This window comes from Bacteroides sp. M10 (genome assembly GCF_014334015.1).
Lineage (GTDB): Bacteria > Bacteroidota > Bacteroidia > Bacteroidales > Bacteroidaceae > Bacteroides > Bacteroides intestinigallinarum.
In genome coordinates, this window is sequence record NZ_CP060488.1 from 2,895,422 (window position 1) to 2,914,292 (window position 18,871).

13 protein-coding genes are annotated in these 18,871 nt (G+C 41.9%); 10 read left to right on the forward strand and 3 right to left on the reverse strand.

Annotated features, from left to right (window positions below):
- Window positions 1-22: 22 nt before the first annotated feature.
- The 3 genes from fabG to H8796_RS10300 all read right to left on the reverse strand — a co-directional run bounded on the left by fabG (window position 23) and on the right by H8796_RS10300 (window position 2,893).
- Window positions 23-751, reverse strand: a complete 729-nt coding sequence (gene fabG / locus H8796_RS10290) for a 3-oxoacyl-ACP reductase FabG (protein ID WP_004297297.1) — start codon at window positions 749-751, stop codon at window positions 23-25.
- A 1-nt stretch (window position 752) separates the two neighbouring features.
- Window positions 753-2,276 carry a histidine ammonia-lyase gene (gene hutH, locus H8796_RS10295; RefSeq protein ID WP_117934509.1) on the reverse strand — a complete coding sequence of 508 codons (1,524 nt, stop codon included), beginning with the start codon at window positions 2,274-2,276 and terminating at the stop codon, window positions 753-755.
- Window positions 2,277-2,461: 185 nt separating this feature from the next.
- Window positions 2,462-2,893 carry a thioesterase family protein gene (locus tag H8796_RS10300; protein ID WP_004324741.1) on the reverse strand — a complete coding sequence of 144 codons (432 nt, stop codon included), beginning with the start codon at window positions 2,891-2,893 and terminating at the stop codon, window positions 2,462-2,464.
- Between the two features lie 489 nt (window positions 2,894-3,382).
- Here H8796_RS10300 and H8796_RS10305 point away from each other — a divergent pair, with 489 nt between their 5' ends.
- From H8796_RS10305 to glmM, 10 genes are all read left to right on the forward strand, one after another.
- A complete protein-coding gene (locus H8796_RS10305) occupies window positions 3,383-6,409 on the forward strand; it encodes a TonB-dependent receptor (RefSeq protein ID WP_233530311.1) in 3,027 nt (1,008 codons plus the stop codon).
- Between the two features lie 24 nt (window positions 6,410-6,433).
- Window positions 6,434-8,059: a RagB/SusD family nutrient uptake outer membrane protein gene (locus tag H8796_RS10310; RefSeq protein ID WP_117934503.1), complete on the forward strand. Its 1,626-nt coding sequence runs from the start codon at window positions 6,434-6,436 to the stop codon at window positions 8,057-8,059.
- A gap of 202 nt (window positions 8,060-8,261) precedes the next feature.
- Entirely contained in the window at window positions 8,262-8,825 is a 564-nt protein-coding gene (locus H8796_RS10315; RefSeq protein ID WP_117934627.1) for an L-threonylcarbamoyladenylate synthase, read from the forward strand.
- Window positions 8,826-10,619, forward strand: coding sequence for a chloride channel protein (locus H8796_RS10320; protein ID WP_004297305.1), 1,794 nt, complete (start codon window positions 8,826-8,828; stop codon window positions 10,617-10,619). It abuts the gene before it with no gap.
- 125 nt (window positions 10,620-10,744) lie between these two features.
- Entirely contained in the window at window positions 10,745-11,716 is a 972-nt protein-coding gene (gene fmt, locus H8796_RS10325; protein WP_117934500.1) for a methionyl-tRNA formyltransferase, read from the forward strand.
- Between the two features lie 98 nt (window positions 11,717-11,814).
- Entirely contained in the window at window positions 11,815-12,465 is a 651-nt protein-coding gene (gene rpe / locus H8796_RS10330; RefSeq protein WP_004297307.1) for a ribulose-phosphate 3-epimerase, read from the forward strand.
- A gap of 8 nt (window positions 12,466-12,473) precedes the next feature.
- Window positions 12,474-14,567 carry a ComEC/Rec2 family competence protein gene (locus H8796_RS10335; protein ID WP_117934497.1) on the forward strand — a complete coding sequence of 698 codons (2,094 nt, stop codon included), beginning with the start codon at window positions 12,474-12,476 and terminating at the stop codon, window positions 14,565-14,567.
- 46 nt (window positions 14,568-14,613) lie between these two features.
- Complete coding sequence (locus H8796_RS10340) at window positions 14,614-15,651, forward strand: bifunctional oligoribonuclease/PAP phosphatase NrnA (protein ID WP_004297310.1); 1,038 nt, start codon at window positions 14,614-14,616, stop codon at window positions 15,649-15,651.
- Window positions 15,652-15,769: 118 nt separating this feature from the next.
- The gene (locus H8796_RS10345; protein WP_117934495.1) at window positions 15,770-16,462 is read left to right on the forward strand and encodes a DUF4827 domain-containing protein; all 693 of its coding nucleotides are present in this window, start codon (window positions 15,770-15,772) and stop codon (window positions 16,460-16,462) included.
- A 43-nt stretch (window positions 16,463-16,505) separates the two neighbouring features.
- Window positions 16,506-17,894, forward strand: coding sequence for a phosphoglucosamine mutase (gene glmM, locus H8796_RS10350; protein WP_004305440.1), 1,389 nt, complete (start codon window positions 16,506-16,508; stop codon window positions 17,892-17,894).
- The last annotated feature ends 977 nt before the right edge of the window (window positions 17,895-18,871 follow it).

The window sequence follows — 18,871 nt, forward strand, 5'->3', positions numbered from 1 at the left end:
TTGTCTATTCTATGCTTTTATTTTAAGTATATAGTCCTCCGTTGATGGAAATCACTTCTCCTGTGATGTAGGATGAGGCTGGAGATGCCAGGAAACCGACCAGGTCGGCAACCTCTTCCGGAGTGCCGAAACGTCCCGCAGGAATATGTTTCTTCCATTCGTTCTCATCAATTCCTTCCGTCATATCCGTACGGATGAATCCCGGAGCTACTGCATTGACTGTTACTTTCTTCTTGGCAACTTCCTGTGCCAGTGCTTTGGTAGCGGCTATTACGCCACCTTTGGCTGCGGAGTAATTGGCTTGGCCGGGCATTCCCTGAATGCCCGACAATGACACGATATTTACGATACGTCCATAACGTTTGACCAGCATATTCTTCAATAAAGGCTGTGTCACGTTGAAGAATCCGTTCAGGCTGATATCGAGCACTTTGCTCCATTCTTCTCCTGTCATCCAGAGCATCAGGTTGTCTTTGCGGATACCTGCATTGTTTATCAGTACCTCGATATATTCGTCGGGGTGTTGGGAAGCCCAGTTGCCCAAAGCAAGGGTGATAGCGGCAGGGTCGGTCACATCGAACTTCATCAACTCGCCATTACTTCCTTTTTCCTGTACTAACTGCAACGTTTTCTCCGCTTCTGCGTCGTTATTCTGATAATTTATCAGTATAAAGTAGCCCATTTCCGCCAGTTTACAACTGACAGCACGGCCGATACCTCGGCTTCCTCCGGTTACTAATGCATATTTCATTTTATTTATCTTCTTTTTTGAGATAGTCTATCATCATTTCTATCTCTTTATATTTAGGTGTGTCATTGGTAAATACAGGGAAGAAACTGCGTATTTCTTCATAAACCTGCCTGCTTTTGGAACTTAGGCGATCCTGTATTTTCAGGTAGTCGATAGCTTGTGCCATTCCCATGAACTGGATAGCCATCACCTGATAAGAATTCTCAATGACTGTTTTTGCTAATAGAGCCGAGTTGGTTCCCATGCTGACAATATCCTGATTATCATTGTTGTTGGGGATACTGTGTACATACATCGGATTTGATAATGTCTGACACTCCGCTGTGGTGGAGGTTGCAGTGAATTGCGAAGCCTGTAAACCATAGTTCAATCCAAGCACTCCCAAATTTACAAACGGAGGCAGGATGCCATTGATACGGTCGTGGAACAGATAGTTAATCTGTCTTTCGCAAAGCATAGTCAGCTTGGTCACGGCAATTTTCAACTTGTCCATTTCGAAAGAAATGTAATCTCCGTGGAAGTTGCCGCCATGATAAATATTTTGTGTATCCGGATCGACAATCGGATTGTCACAGGCGGAATTTATTTCGTTTATTAATACTTCTTCCGCATTCTCCAGTTCATCGTAAATAGGACCGAGTATTTGCGGAACACATCGCAAGGAATAATAGGGCTGTACTTTGTGTTCGAAGATTTTCTCTTTATGCACCTGGTTGTATAGCTCGTTCTCTCTTTGAAGCACGCATTTACTGCCTGCCACCCATTCTCTCATCATAGCAGCTATCTCTTGTTGACCTTTATGATGCTTGGCCTCGTTTAATGCCTGTGCCATAAAATCATCATAAGAGGCGGCAATCTCATTCATCATTACAGAGGCAGCCACCGACCAATGGAGTAGTTTTTTTGCATAAATCAGATTGACAATACCGATGCCTGTCATTACAGAAGTACCGTTTGTAACGGATAAACCTTCACGAATACGCATGGAAAAAGGTTTCAGGCCGTTTTCCTGAAGCACCGTAGCTGCGTTACACAATTTACCCTGATAAAAAACTTCCCCTTCCCCTATTAATGTCAGGGCGATATGGGCCAGTTGTACGAGATCGCCGCTGGCACCTACACTTCCATGTTCGGGTATGAACGGATAAATTCCGCGGTTGATAAATTCACAGAGGAGAGAAACCAGTTCCAGATGCACTCCTGACTTCCCTTGTAGAAAAGTGTACAAACGGGCAATCATAGCTGCTTTTACATAAAGTTCGGGAAGCGGTTTGCCGGCACCGGTGGAATGGCTTCGGATGATATTATACTGAAGGTCGATCAATGACTGATCTTCTATTCTGTATTGTGCCATTGGGCCGAATCCCGTATTGATACCATAAATAATCTTATCGCTGGAAAAGGATTGCAGAAAATCGAAGCTTTCCTCTACTTTTCGAATACATTCTTCAGAGAGTTCCAGCTTCTCATTATCAAACAATACTTTATGAAGGGTATCTAAATTTATACTTTTGTCAGCTATCATTTTCTGTACTAGATATTTTATGCCTTAATAATAAGGTGCAAAAATAGGCAATTTCTGTTATATAGCGGACATGAATCAGGATAAAACTTTTTCTAAGGAATTGGTTTTGCTTGTTTTGTTTCTTATTCGTGGGAGATTTGTTCCCCGGTGTCGGAGGGTGTCTTCATCGGTGGGGTGGAATCAATCTATGCTTTTTGCAAATCCCGTCCTTCATACTTGCAGATCGCTTCTATCCATTCCTTGGTCAGTGGCATGGACTCATGTCTTTCAAGATCGAAAGTAACCATGATGGACTTGCAAACACATTTCACCTCATTGGTTTTCGTGTCAATGACTTGTTGAACCAGATGAAAGCTTTTGGTACCTATCTTAGAGACGGCGGTTTGTACAGCGATGTGGTCCGATGCGAAAATTTGCTTAACGAAATTCGCTTCAATATGAACAACGACAATGCCAATCTTTTCCCAATCTACTCCCGGGCATACTGAACCGAAGTATTCAGTCTTTCCCAAGTCGTAAAAGGAGAAGTAAACCGTGTTGTTGACGTGACCAAATTTGTCTACATCATTGAATCGCAATTGGATAGGTAATGTGTGATGAAATACGATTTCTTCCATTGTTTTCTCTTAAACGTTTTAAATTCGACACAAAAATAGCACTTTTGCTTTCTTGCTTGAAATTGGGACAAAGATAGATATTTCTGCTGATTCTGTTCTCGGAGACGGGGGAGAAATTAGTTAATAATCGTTTAAACTGGAGTTTTGGAACGTTTATTCTGACTTCTGATATGTGGAAACAATCAGAAGGATGGAAAGGAACTTTTAAATACGGATTATTCTTAACTTATTATCTTGTGGAATATGTCCACATTTCTGTGGAATTTTTGCACAGGATCGTGCTTGAAACTTAATCTGGCTATTAATGCTTTTTTTCTTTATTGCAAATTGTTTATGTGTTTGAAAATGAGTGATATAATCTCTTTTGTTAAACTTGGCAAGTCTCGTTGTATCAGTCTTTTGTTATGCTTTTGGCACATAAATTGCCTAATATTGATGGTAATCTATCCTAATAACTATTCTAATTTTAGAACAATAATGGAAGTAATAATGAAAAACAAATGGCTATTATGCATTCTTTTAATGCTGTTTCTGCCTTTCGGATTATTCGCGCAGGTTGCTCCTCCTCTTGAAAAACAGAAGACAGAAACACAGGAAGCCCCGGAAAATAACAATGAAGTTACGACAAACAGTGATACTAATACCGACGGGGATGCTGGAAAGACAATCAAAGGAGTGATTAACGACGAACAGGGAGAGACAATCATTGGTGCTTCCGTCATTATCAAAGGTGAAGATACCGGAACTACCAGTGATATGGATGGTAGGTTTACTCTCGAAGCTCCGGAAGGAGCGATTTTAGTGATCTCTTACATCGGTTATCATACGCAAGAAGTGAAAGTCAGAAAGAGATCTCTTCTTCGTGTTGTGTTGAAAGAAGACAATCAGTTATTAGATGAAGTGGTAGTGGTAGGATACGGAACCGTCAAAAAGAGTGACCTTACGGGTGCTGTGTCCGGTGTATCCAACAGACAATACAAAAATCAACCTGTACAACGGGTTGAAAATATACTCCAGGGTCGTACTCCCGGTGTAGAAGTCACTGCTACGAGTGGTATGCCCGGAGCAAGTATGAAGGTGCGCGTTCGTGGAACTACCTCTATTAATAAAAGCAGTGATCCTTTATATGTGATTGACGGTATCATCTCTTCCAGTGGCTTGGACGGTATTAACCCTTCTGATATCCAGTCGATGGAAATACTGAAAGACGCTTCCTCCACTGCCATTTACGGTTCCCGTGGTTCGAATGGCGTTATCCTGATAACCACCAAACAGGGTAGTGAGGGAAAAGCACAGGTAACGTTCGATGCATCGGTAGGGCTTTCGACTGTCAGAAAACAGTATGACCTGCTGAACGCTTACGAATATGCAACTGCACTGAATGACATTCGCGGATCGTCTACTATCTCTGCCGAAGATCTTGAGGCTTATAAAAATGGAACGAAAGGAATTAACTGGACTGATCTTCTGACTCGTACAGGTATCACCCAGGATTATCGGCTCGCCATATCCGGAGGAAATGAAAAAGTGAAATACCTTATTTCGGGAAATGTGCTCGATCAGGAAGCCATCACCATCATGTCCGATTATAAACGCTATGGAATTCGGGCAAACATCGGCTCGGAAGTGAAACCCTGGTTGACAATCTCTGCAAAATTAAACGCATCCAGTCTTCACAAACACAATGAAGGTGGGGCGAACTGGTTGCATGTCACTAACTTTTCACCTACCATGGAGCTGAAAGATCCCGAAACCGGCGTGTACAATACAGACCCGTATAATATGATCGGTTCCAGCCCTTACGGTGAAATGATAGTGAACAATAGCGATAGCTATAGCTATAATTTAAACGCTAATCTGACATTGCTGTTTAAGATCATGAAAGGACTGACGCTTTCCGTTCAGGGAGGTTATGACTACGATAATAGTCCTTCTTATTCTTTCCGGTCGAAACTGGATTCGCCGGGTGCTATCAATAGCGCAAGCAATACCAACGCATTGCATAACTATTGGCAGAATACTAACAATCTGACCTGGCAAAAGCAATTCGGAGATCATAGCTTCACTGCCATGGGCGTATGGGAAATAAGTCGTTCGTGGGACTCACAACTAAAGGGAACCGGTTCCAATCTGAACAATGAAAGTGTTGGGTACTGGAATCTTGGTAATGCTGCTATCAGAGATGCGAGCAATTCATACACGGAATTTTCTTTGGCTTCCGGTATCGTGCGTGCTAATTACGATTATAAGAAACGATATTTTATTACCGCTGCATTAAGAGCTGACGGTTCTTCTAAATTTCAGGGAGACAACAAATGGGGATATTTCCCTTCCGCAGCTGTGGCTTGGGATATTGCACAAGAATCTTTCATGAGCAACCAGCACGTGCTCGATCAGTTGAAACTGCGTGCCAGCTTTGGTGTCACCGGAAATCAGGATATTGCTGCTTACAGTACATTGGGTATGTTGTCGGGGGCATCTTACGGCTGGGGAACTTCCACTTCCTCTACGGGATATTGGGGATATCAGTTTGCTACACCCGGCATTACCTGGGAAAAGACTTACCAATATGATTTGGGATTGGATATGAGTATCGGAGGCTTTAATATTACAGTGGACTGGTTCAAGAAACAAACGAAAGATCTGCTCTTTCAGAAACAAGTGCCTAAATATAACGGAGGTGGTACTTATTGGGTGAATCAAGGAAAACTGAACAATACCGGAGTCGAATTATCCCTTACCACTTTTCCTGTAAAGGGGGCTGTGACGTGGGAAACCAGCCTGAATGCTTCTTATGTGAAGAATGAAGTAGCAGACCTCGCAGGAGATGACTTTGTACTCACTGCTAACTATAGCGATTTGGGAGGTCCTCTGCAGATTATGAAGCCCGGTTATCCTATGGGATCTTTCTATGTCTATCAATGGAAAGGATTCGATGATAAAGGCGCCAATCTTTATCAGAAAGCAGATGGTAGTCTGACAACGAATCCGACTTCCGATGATCTGGTTGTGAAAGGACAGGCAAGTCCCAAATGGACAGTAGGTTGGAACAACACTGTTACTTGGAAAAACTGGACGCTGAATGTCTTTTTCAATGCTGCCACCGGATATGACCGGTTGAATATCAGCCGTTTTATGGCGGCATCCATGACTGGTGTCTCTCGTTTCGTAACCTTGCGTGATGCCTACTTCAAAGGATGGGATCATGTTGCCAACAAAGCGGACGCTCTTTATCCGAGTCTTACCAATACCGACAACAAGAGTTATGCTAATTCGGATTTCTGGCTTGAAGATGCTTCTTTTATCAAGTTGAAGAACATTAGCCTCTCGTACCGCATTCCTCGCCGTGTACTGAAGTTTGCAAGTGTACAACTGTCCGTCAGCGCACAGGATCTCTTTACAATCACCCGCTACAAAGGAATGGATCCTGAAGTGTACACCAGTTATGACGGACTGGATTACGGTGCTTATCCGATTCCTCGGACAATCACCTTTGGAGCCAAATTCAGATTTTAAACCGTGTATTAAGACAATAACCGTATGAAAACAGCATATACCTTTATAATGAAAGCCTTGCCTGTGCTTCTGACAGCTTTGTGTTGGACTTCGTGTAGTGATTTTCTGGAAGAAGATCCGAAAGGACAGTTACCTTCGGATACCTATTTCAGTAACAAAGAAGATCTGGACGCTTCGCTGACGGCTCTCTATTCCGTGATCGCAAGTTCACAGGCTAGTAATAATCTTTGTGGAACGAACTTCCTGGTGGGAGATGATATCTCCACTCATCCTTCCAGTAATAAACAACCTCTTCGTGAACACGATCAGTTTGATGTGAAAGACAATAACTCGTGGTTGTCCAGTATGTGGGAGCAGCGTTTCAAAGTTATCAAGGCGGCCAATTTTATCATAAATAATGCGGAGCGTACGCCGGAGGTATCAAAAGACGATATAAAAGTGGCTATTGCACAAGCACATTATTGGAGGGCCTACTCTTATTTTTATCTGGTGACCACTTGGGGGCGGGTTCCCATTATGCTGAAAGAAGAAATAGATTATAATGCTCCGTTGAAGACGGAAGAAGAAGTGTACGAATTGATTCTGTCTGACCTGAAAATAGCAGAAACCGATTGCCCCGCATTGTACACGAAGGAACCGTATGGCAGAAATGGAATGAACATTGCTGTAAGTGAGGGAGCCGTAAAAGCAACGATGGCTTATGTCTATATGTGTATGGCAGGATGGCCGCTTAATAAAGGAGTAGAATATTACAAGCTGGCTGCCGCCAAAGCCAAAGAAGTGATAGACGGTGCAGATGGTGGTAGCTACTATTATAAACTGCTGCCGGAATATAGCCAGGTATATTCATGGGAATACAATAATAAGAATACGGAACTTCTGTTGGGTATCTATTATAATAGGGATGCAGCAGGACAATCCGCTCCCTTGACTGATTTCCTGCAAGATATGAAACAGGCCGGTTGGGGAGATACGAATGGAGAAATTAATTTCTGGATGAACTTCCCCGAAGGCCCTCGTAAAGATGCTACGTATTTCCCGAAAATCATGCTTAGCGACGGGAAACTATATGATTGGTGGTATGATACCGATCCTGCTTCCCGCGAGGTAGTGGCACCTGTCTTTATGAAGACCGTGGAAGGTGCTGTACGCGGAACTGAATTTGATTATACAAATCCTGCCGTAGTCAATGCATCGGGGGAGAAAACATTCCAGTTATTACGTCTTTCGCAAGTATATTGCTGGTATGCCGAAGCAACAGGCCGTGCGGGAGAAATCAATGAACAGGCGGTTAAAGTGTTGAACGAAGTGCGCAATAGGGCAGACGGTGAAAAAACAAATAGATATACGACGGATATGTCTCCTGATGAACTGGCGGAAGCAGCCTACAATGAACATGGTTGGGAAATAGCCGGTTATTATTGGGGCGGTATTGCGAGCAGAGCCAGGGATATGTTCAGAATGTACCGGTATAAGGATCATTTTGAATTCCGTAAGAAAAATGAGCCTATTAAAGTGGCGCCCGGAGTTTTCAGGAAAGAAGCAGTAACGGTCACCGGAACTTGGGATGACAGTAAGATGTATGTTCCTTATCCCTATGAAGATGTGATTTTGAACCCGAATCTGGACAATAGTTGGAAGAATAGATAGCGTTAGGGGTTGATTTTTTGAATGATCTGTTTTTTATAGAACGATGTAGGTTATCTCTTAATTTACATCGTTCTTTCTTTTTTGTATGGTTTGTTGTGTCAATCTATATTTTTGAGGGACTTAAAAACGTCGGGATAGATTTCACTAAATGGAATAAAAGTGTTATTTTTGCGTCTTGTTCTTAACGGAAATTAATCAAGAAATGATAGAAGATATTAAAAAAGCCTGTCAGGTGATGAATGAAGGAGGAGTGATCCTTTATCCCACCGATACCGTATGGGGTATAGGCTGTGATGCGACTAATGAAGAGGCTGTACGCCGCGTGTATGAGATTAAGAAACGCGCTGACAGTAAGGCTATGCTGGTCTTGGTAGACTCTCCGGTTAAAGTAGATTTTTATGTACAGGATGTGCCTGATGTTGCATGGGATTTGATTGAAGTTACCGACAAGCCGTTGACGATTATTTATTCCGGAGCACGTAACTTAGCATCGAATTTGCTGGCCGAGGATGGCAGTGTAGGGATTCGAGTGACGAATGAAGACTTTTCCAGACGACTCTGTCAGCAGTTCCGTAAAGCAATCGTTTCTACTTCGGCTAATGTCAGCGGGCAGCCGGGGGCGGCTAATTTTAGTGAAATCAGTGATGAAATCAAATCGGCGGTAGATTATATCGTTGGCTTTCGCCAGGACGATATGAGCCGGCCGAGACCCTCAAGTATTATTAAGTTGGAGAAAGGTGGAGTGATAAAGATAATCCGCGAATAAATGAAGGGAGAAAAACTTAGTTTATTGCAGCGTTGCATCAAATGGCGGGAAGCGAATATAAAGGAGAAGCAATTTATCCTGATATTAAGTTTCCTGGTCGGAATTTTCACAGCGTTTGCCGCATTAATATTGAAATTCTTTATCCATCAGATACAGAATTTCCTAACTGATAATTTTAATGCAACGGAAGCTAACTACCTGTATTTGGTATATCCGGTAGTCGGGATTTTTCTTGCAGGTTGGTTTGTTCGTAATATTGTTAAGGATGACATCAGCCATGGAGTCACCAAAATTCTATATGCTATTTCCCGTAGACAGGGACGTATCAAGCGACATAATATCTGGTCCTCTACGATTGCCAGTGCCATCACTATCGGGTTTGGTGGGTCGGTCGGAGCAGAGGCGCCGATTGTACTGACAGGTTCGGCAATCGGTTCCAATTTAGGGAGTGTATTCAAGATGGAGCACCGCACGTTGATGTTGCTCGTCGGCTGTGGCGCAGCAGGTGCGATTGCCGGCATTTTTAAAGCTCCGATTGCGGGATTGGTATTTACATTGGAAGTCTTGATGATCGACCTGACCATGTCCTCTTTACTTCCCCTGCTGATTTCTGCCGTGACAGCGGCAACCGTTTCATATATAATCACCGGTACGGAGGCTATGTTTAAGTTTCATCTGGATCAGGCATTCGAACTGGAGCGTATTCCTTTTGTTATCTTATTGGGAATCTTTTGCGGACTGATTTCATTGTACTTTACACGTGCCATGAATTCGGTGGAAGGTGTCTTTGGTAAACTCAACAACCCTTATAAGAAACTGGCTTTCGGTGGTGTGATGTTGAGTATATTGATCTTTCTTTTCCCGCCTCTTTACGGTGAAGGATATGATACCATTAATCTTTTGCTGAATGGAACGTCTGCGGCAGAGTGGGATACGGTCATGAACAATTCTATGTTTTATGGCTATGGCAATTTGCTGCTGGTTTATCTGATGCTGATTATTCTGCTGAAGGTCTTTGCTTCCAGTGCAACGAATGGTGGCGGTGGTTGTGGTGGTATCTTTGCACCTTCACTTTATCTGGGATGTATCGCCGGGTTTGTCTTCTCTCATTTTAGCAATGACTTTGCTTTCTCCGCTTATTTGCCGGAGAAGAATTTTGCATTGATGGGGATGGCGGGAGTGATGAGTGGCGTTATGCATGCTCCGTTGACAGGGGTGTTTCTTATCGCCGAATTGACAGGGGGATATGATTTATTCCTTCCGTTGATGATTGTATCCGTAAGTTCATATCTGACCATTATTGCTTTCGAGCCTCATAGTATCTATTCGATGCGTCTGGCCAAGAAGGGACAGTTGCTTACACACCATAAGGATAAAGCTGTGTTGACATTGATGAAAATGGAAAATGTGGTGGAGAAGGATTTTGTTGTCGTACATCCGGAAATGGATTTGGGAGAATTGGTGAAAGCAATAGCTGCTTCCCATCGAAATGTGTTCCCGGTGACAGATAAGAAAACGGGTGAATTGCTAGGAATTGTACTTCTCGACGACATTCGTAACATCATGTTCCGACAAGAACTTTATCATCGTTTCACTGTTAATAAATTAATGACATCTGCCCCTGCCAAGATATTCGATACGGATGGAATGGAACAGGTGATGCAGACATTTGATGATACGAAAGCCTGGAATCTTCCGGTAGTGGATGAAGAAGGGCGATACCAGGGATTTGTCTCTAAATCGAAGATATTTAATTCATATCGGCAAGTATTGGTACATTTCTCAGAAGACTAACAACCGTAAGGGAAAATTTATTAGGCACGGATTACACAGATTACGCTGTTGTTTTATGTAGCCGTAATTCAGGAAACCGTGAAATCCGTGTAATCCGTGCCTAAGTAGCGATAACATATTGAATTATGAAAAAAGAAGATTTAAGAATAGTATATATGGGGACTCCCGATTTTGCGGTAGAGGCCCTGCGTCAATTAGTAGAAGGCGGTTATAATGTAGTGGGTGTGATTACAATGCCCGATAAGCCTGCCGGACGCGGACATAAGATTCAGTATTCTCCTGTAAAGCAATATGCACTTGAACAAAATTTGCCGTTACTTCAACCGGAAAGGTTGAAAGATGAGGCTTTTGTAGAAGCATTGCGTGAATGGAAGGCGGACTTGCAGATTGTAGTTGCTTTCCGTATGTTGCCGGAAGTGGTATGGAATATGCCACGACTGGGTACGTTCAATCTTCATGCTTCTTTGCTTCCTCAATACCGTGGAGCTGCCCCCATTAATTGGGCGGTAATCAATGGTGATACGGAAACCGGAATTACTACTTTCTTTTTGAAACACGAGATAGACACCGGAGAAGTCATTCAGCAAGTGCGTGTGCCTATCGCAGATACGGATAATGTGGAAGTGGTACATGATAAGTTGATGGTGCTGGGAGGAAAATTGGTTCTTGAAACGGTAGACGCTATATTGAATGGAACGGTAAAACCGATTCCTCAAGAAGAAATGGCAGTTGTCGGTGAACTTCGTCCTGCTCCGAAGATCTTTAAAGAAACCTGCCGGATTGACTGGAATCAGCCGGTGAAGAAGATATACGATTTTATCCGTGGATTATCACCTTATCCCGCTGCCTGGAGTGAACTGATTACTTCCCAAGAAGGAGCAGCAGTGGTCGTGAAGATCTTTGAAAGCGAGAAGATTTATGAATCACATCAATTAGCTACGGGAACAATCGTGACCGATGGAAAGAAATTCATGAAAGTAGCTGTACCGGATGGATTTGTATCTATTCTTTCTTTACAGCTTCCCGGTAAAAAACGTCTGAAAATAGATGAATTGCTTCGTGGATATCACCTGGAAGATGGTTGTCTGATGAAGTAATTAATCGGATGAGCAGATTAAAACGAGCAAGCCATTAGATTATAAATAGAATAAAACGTCCCGAATAAGAGACGGCTAGAACCTAAAATAAAAGAATTATGAAACCGATTATCGCTCCTTCCATTCTTTCTGCCGATTTTGGATATTTGGCAAAAGATATTGAAATGGTAAACCGCAGTGAAGCGGAGTGGGTACATATTGATATTATGGACGGAGTATTTGTTCCGAACATTTCATTTGGCTTTCCGGTACTGAAATATGTGGCGAAGTTAAGCCAGAAACCGCTGGATGTGCATTTGATGATTGTGAATCCGGAAAAGTTTATTCCGGAGGTAAAAGCGTTGGGCGCCCATACGATGAATGTGCATTATGAAGCTTGCCCGCATCTGCATCGGGTGATTCAACAAATCAGAGAAGCCGGGATGCAGCCTGCTGTAACTATCAATCCGGCCACTCCTGTAGCTCTTTTACAAGATATTATCCGGGATGTATATATGGTGCTTATTATGAGCGTGAATCCGGGATTTGGCGGACAGAAGTTTATCGAACATTCAGTAGAAAAAGTTCGTGAACTGCGTGCCCTGATTGAACGGACAGGTTCGAAAGCGCTGATTGAAGTAGACGGTGGGGTGAATCTGGAAACAGGTGCCCGCTTGGTTGAGGCGGGAGCCGATGCGTTAGTGGCTGGTAATGCTGTCTTTGCGGCACCGGATCCGGAAGCGATGATTCGTCAGTTGCACGAACTGTAACTCTTCTGTTGAGTACTTTTTACATCCATCGATATCCCTATATACGCCTGATTATCCCTTGGATAACAGGCGTTTTTTGTGGAGATCATTTTTTTGACCGTTCATGGGAACCTTTTTGGAGTATTCTAGCTCTTGGACTTTGTATTGCTTTATTGTTTGTTCTTTATTTCCTGAAACGCCATTCTTTGCGATGGTGCTTTGGATTAGCTGTCTCTATCCTTTGTTTTATAGGAGGGTGGTTTGGAATAACTTGGCAATTACAACACGCTGTCTACTCTTTTCCGGAAGAAGAAACAGTGTATCGGGTTTTAATAACGGATGCACCTCAAGCGAAAGAACATACTTACCTCTGCCAGACATTATTAAAGGAACGTCGTGATACTGCCGGCACATATCCGATAGAACGTGCTGCAATCCTTTATCTACAGCAAGATTCGGCCGTCACCCGGTTGAAAAGTGGAGATGAACTGCTGATTTCTGCCCGTATTTCTCCCCCTCTCAATAATCGCAACTTTGATGAATTTGATTATGCCCGCTTCCTGATGCGGAAAGGAATCAGTGGAACAGGATATGTTGCATCCGGGAAATGGACAAAACAGGACGGAATGAATAACCTTGATCTCAAAAGTATAGCCAGCTCTTGCCGAAGAAAGATGATTTCACTTTATCAGAAACTAGGGTTTTCCGGCGATGAACTGGCTGTACTTTCAGCACTGACCATAGGAGACAAAACGGAACTAAGTGATTCGGTTCGTGAGAGTTATTCGGTGGCCGGTGCAAGTCATATTCTAGCTCTATCCGGTTTGCATATCGGGCTTTTATATACATTGCTCTTTTTCATACTGAAACCTATTGCCCGAAGAGGAAATATAGGTAGAGTTATACGTTCTGTTCTTCTTCTTATCCTATTATGGGCTTTTGCCTTTTTCACAGGACTTTCTCCTTCGGTAGTACGCTCGGTCAGTATGTTTTCGATTTTAGCAATGGCAGATATGGTTGGTCGCCAACCGCTATCTTTAAATACATTGGCGGCAGCTGCATGGTTGATGTTATTCTGCAATCCGGCATGGTTGTTTGATGTTGGTTTCCAGCTCTCTTTCCTTGCTGTTGCTTCCATCCTATTGATTCAAAAGCCAATCTATCACCTGATTACGATGAAAGGTAGAATAGGAAAATATATTTGGGGACTGATAAGTGTGTCTGTTGCTGCACAAATAGGAACAGCTCCGCTTGTCATGTTTTATTTCTCCCGGTTTTCTGTACATTTTCTATTGACGAACTTGGTTGTTATTCCTTTCATTACGATTATCCTGTATGCTGCTGTCATTATGCTTCTTCTAACTCCTCTTTCGTGGCTTCAGATCGTAGTGGCCGAAGGTGTTAAGAAACTATTGGAAGGACTTAATTTCTTCGTCCGATGGGTGGAACAGCTTCCTTACGCTTCTATAGATGGAATCTGGCTTTATCAGTCAGAAATATTGGGTATCTATATCGTTGGCTCTTTGTTAACCTATTATTTCATGAACCGTCGATACCGGAATTTATTGATTTGTCTTTTTTCTATCTTATTACTAGGAACTTATCATGCAACATTATATTGGCTAGATCGTCCCCGGACAAGTCTGGTCTTTTATAACGTGCGCGGTTGCCCTGCAGTACATTGCATTGAGAGCGATGGACGTTCCTGGATAAACTATGTAGATACTATCCCCAATGAAAAACGTCTGAAACGTATGACTGCTAACTATTGGAAGCATCATCACCTTCTGCCTCCCAAAGAAATAACTGGCGATTGCCGGTATATGGAACTTAACCGTCAGCAGCAGATTATATCCTATCATGGCTGTCATATTTGTGTAATAAACGATAACCATTGGCGGAACAAAACCACCGTTTCTCCGTTATCTATTCAGTATCTTTACTTATGCAAAGGGTATGACGGACATCTGGAAGAGCTCACCCGAATCTTTTCTTTCTCTTACGTCATATTGGACGCATCTCTCTCGGAATACCGCAGACACCTCCTTGAAAGCGAATGCAAACAATCCGGTCTGCGGTTTATCTCGCTATCCGACGAAGGTTCTGTCCGCTTTTTGCTCTAAGTACAAAGATTTATCGTACATTTGCACCTTGATAAAGTATAAGAGTATGTTGACGAAAGTAATTGAACAAGCCAAAATAGACCATTTCACCAAATGGTTTGAACGAGCTGACAAAATAGTAATTGTATCTCATGTTTCTCCTGACGGCGATGCTATCGGTTCTTCACTGGGATTATATCATTTCTTGGATTCACAAGAGAAAACAGTAAACGTAATTGTGCCGAATGCTTTTCCCGATTTTTTGCGGTGGATGCCGGGCAGTAAGGATATCCTGTTGTATGACCGTTACAAAGACTTTGCAGATAAATTGATCGCCGAAGCAGACGTCATCTGTTGCCTCGATTTCAATGCACTGAAGCGTATTGACGATATGGCAGATGCTGTGGCCGCTTCTCCGGCACGTAAAATAATGATCGATCATCATTTATATCCCGAAGATTTCTGTAAGATAGTAATGTCCTATCCTAAAATATCTTCTACTTCCGAACTGATATTCCGTCTTATCTGCCGTATGGGATATTTCAGTGATATCTCCAAGGAAGGCGCAGAATGTATCTACACAGGAATGATGACAGATACCGGTGGGTTCACCTATAACTCGAACAACCGGGAGATTTATTTTATCATTAGCGAACTCCTTTCTAAAGGAATCGATAAAGATGATATTTATCGTAAGGTGTACAACACCTATTCGGAGAGCCGTCTACGTTTGATGGGATATGTATTATCGAACATGACTGTGTATTCGGAATCTAATTCGGCTTTAATCACCCTGACAAAAGCAGAGCAAAGTAAATTCAACTATATAAAAGGCGATAGCGAAGGCTTTGTTAATATTCCCCTTTCCATTAAAAATGTCTGTTTCTCTTGCTTCTTGAGGGAAGATACCGAGAAACCGATGATTAAAATATCCCTTCGTTCAGTAGGAACCTTCCCATGCAATCAGTTAGCTGCCGAATTCTTCCATGGAGGAGGCCACTTGAATGCTTCGGGCGGTGAATTTTTCGGAACGATGGAAGAGGCAAAAGCGGTTTTTGAGAAAGCGCTTGAGAAATATAAACCTTTACTAACAGCGAAAAGCTAAAGATGGAAGGTTAAAAGTGAATATGGAAAGGTTAAAAGATACGAACTTTCAACTTCCCCCTTTCAACTTTTAATGATTTTGAGATACATTTGTGCGGAATATAGCTAAATAACAGATAATGAAGAAACTTGTATTTTTATTTCTCTCTTTGTTAACCGCCGGAAGTCTGTTCCAGGCATGCGACAATTCGAAGACTTATGCAGAAATGCTGGAAGACGAGAAAAATGCGGTGAATAAGTTCATCAAAGATAATGATATCCGTGTCATTTCACTGGAAGAGTTTGAACGGGATACTATTACAGCTTCTAAAGAAGCGGGGAATGAATATGACGAATACGTTGCTTTCTCCAATGGAGTATATATGCAGATCGTAGATCGTGGAGGAAAAGAGGATAAGAATGGAGTTGAAGTTATTAATGAGGTAGATACTTTTGCTAACAATAATGTCATTTGTACCCGCTATGTAGAACAGGATATGATGACAGGAGATACTACATGTTTCAATGTTCCTTTGGAAAGATGGATGGATGTTCCAGATTATTATAAGTTTCCATTAACATTCCGTTATGTGCAAAACGCGTCTACTGTTTATGGAATCGTTTTATCCGGTAGTTTGGATTACGATTTATTATGGAATAGTAATGGTTATGGAACTGCAATTCCATCCGGATGGTTGATTGCCTTACCTTATTTGCGTAATAATGCACATGTACGCCTGATTATACCTTCCAAGATGGGACATACACTTGCACAACAATATGTCAATCCTTATTTCTATGATATCCGGAAGTTTGAGAAAGCAAAAAGCTAAAGCACTAACATTTAGATAAATCAAATCTTTAAGTAGAGAACCTATGACTCTAATCAAATCTATCTCTGGAATCCGCGGAACTATCGGCGGAGGAGCGGGAGAAGGACTGAACCCGCTTGACATTGTAAAATTCACCTCGGCTTATGCTACTTTGATTCGTAGAACCTGCAAGGCAAAGAGTAATAAGATTGTTGTGGGACGTGATGCCCGCATTTCCGGTGAAATGGTAAAAAACGTAGTAGTCGGCACATTGATGGGAATGGGCTGGGATGTAGTAGACATTGATCTAGCTTCTACCCCGACCACAGAACTTGCTGTAACAATGGAAGGCGCCTGTGGCGGTATTATCCTGACAGCTTCTCATAACCCGAAACAGTGGAATGCACTGAAATTGCTGAATGAACATGGTGAATTTCTGAATGCAGCCGAAGGTAACGAAGTACTTCGTATTGCTGAAGCTGAAGAATTTGACTATGCCGATGTCGACCATCTGGGATCTTACCGCAAAGACCTGACTTATAATCAGAAACATATCGACAGTGTATTGGCTCTCGACTTGGTAGATGTAGAAGCTATCAAGAAAGCCAATTTCCGTGTAGCGATTGACTGTGTGAACTCTGTAGGCGGTATCATTCTCCCTGAACTTCTTGAACGTTTGGGTGTGAAACATGTAGAAAAACTCTATTGTGAACCTACCGGAAACTTCCAACACAACCCTGAACCGCTTGAAAAGAACCTCGGTGACATCATGAACCTGATGAAAGGGGGCAAAGCAGATGTAGCATTCGTTGTAGACCCGGACGTTGACCGTTTGGCAATGATTTGCGAAAATGGAGTAATGTACGGTGAGGAATATACACTGGTTACTGTGGCTGACTATGTGCTGAAACATACTCCGGGTAATACAGTTTCCAATTTGAGCTCTACCCGTGCTCTGCGTGACGTAACCCGTAAATATGGTATGGAATACAGTGCTTCTGCAGTAGGCGAAGTAAACGTCGTAACGAAGATGAAAGCAACCAATGCCGTTATCGGTGGTGAAGGAAATGGTGGAGTGATCTATCCTGCCAGCCACTATGGTCGTGATGCATTGGTAGGTATTGCTTTATTCCTTAGCCATCTGGCTCATGAAGGAAAGAAAGTTAGTGAGCTTCGTGCCACTTATCCTCCTTACTTCATAGCTAAGAACCGTGTCGACCTGACTCCGGAAATTGATGTAGATGCTATCCTTGCAAAAGTAAAGGAAATCTATAAGAATGAAGAAATCAACGATATCGATGGTGTGAAGATTGACTTTGCCGACAAATGGGTACATTTGCGTAAAAGTAATACAGAGCCGATCATCCGCGTATATAGCGAAGCGTCTACCATGGAAGCTGCCGAAGAAATCGGTCAGAAAATTATGGATGTAATTAATGAATTAGCAAAATAATATCCTGTAGAATAGGATCTTGTTTATAATATAGGAGTCTCGTATATCATAAAGATAGCTGAATGAGCTGTCTCACATGATATACGAGACTTTTTTTATTAGGATGATATCCAACTGAATGATAGTTATTCTCTTTCTTGAGTATTAACAATAAAGTTTCTTTTGATTAAATCTAAACTTCCTTTTGTCCAATAGTAAACTTCTCTTTTATTATGTGCAAACTTAAAATGCAAGCTTCATTTTTATAAATGCAAGCTTTGTTTTTAAAAACGGAACCTTTGTTTTTATAAATGAAGGTTGCATTTATAGATTGGAACGAATGAAAAGCAACTTTACTGTTAATAAAAAGAAAGTTTGAACTTAATCAAGAGCAACTTTTCTATTAATAGATTGTATGAAAAGTAAGCGGTATTGAGAAAACAGTGGTCAATATAGCTTACTTCTTTTCTTCGTTAAAATAAATATGACACAAGAGTATTGATTGATATACAAAGCTTTATAGCTCTTATATCAATGATAAATAAATGGTTTATATATGTAGATTTGATATATGAAAAGGATAATTAAAGGAAAATTGTAGTATATTTGTACTGTCCTTTGGGACGTCTTTATTATAAGGAAGCGTTTAGTGCTTTTTCTCAAGTGCGAATCTGGACAATTCAAGCTGTGTTGAGGAAATAAACACAACGTTCTCCCTTTGGTTCGTATGCTGCACTTAGGTACTGATATTACAGTCAAGGGCGTGAGCTGTTTTTGCTTATATTCAACACAGAGGTAGTCCAGAACCTGCACTTGGATATAAGTTTAGTGGTCTCACGTCTTTTGTATGTACACTTCTGTTGAGACTAGGAAGGAACTAACAAATCAAAGAGCATGCGAACGGTACCAATTTTATCAGTAATCTATTCCATTTCGCAGGCTGATAGCAGCTGTTTATGGATTTTTACTCATTTAGAGGTAAATCGATTTTCACAAAA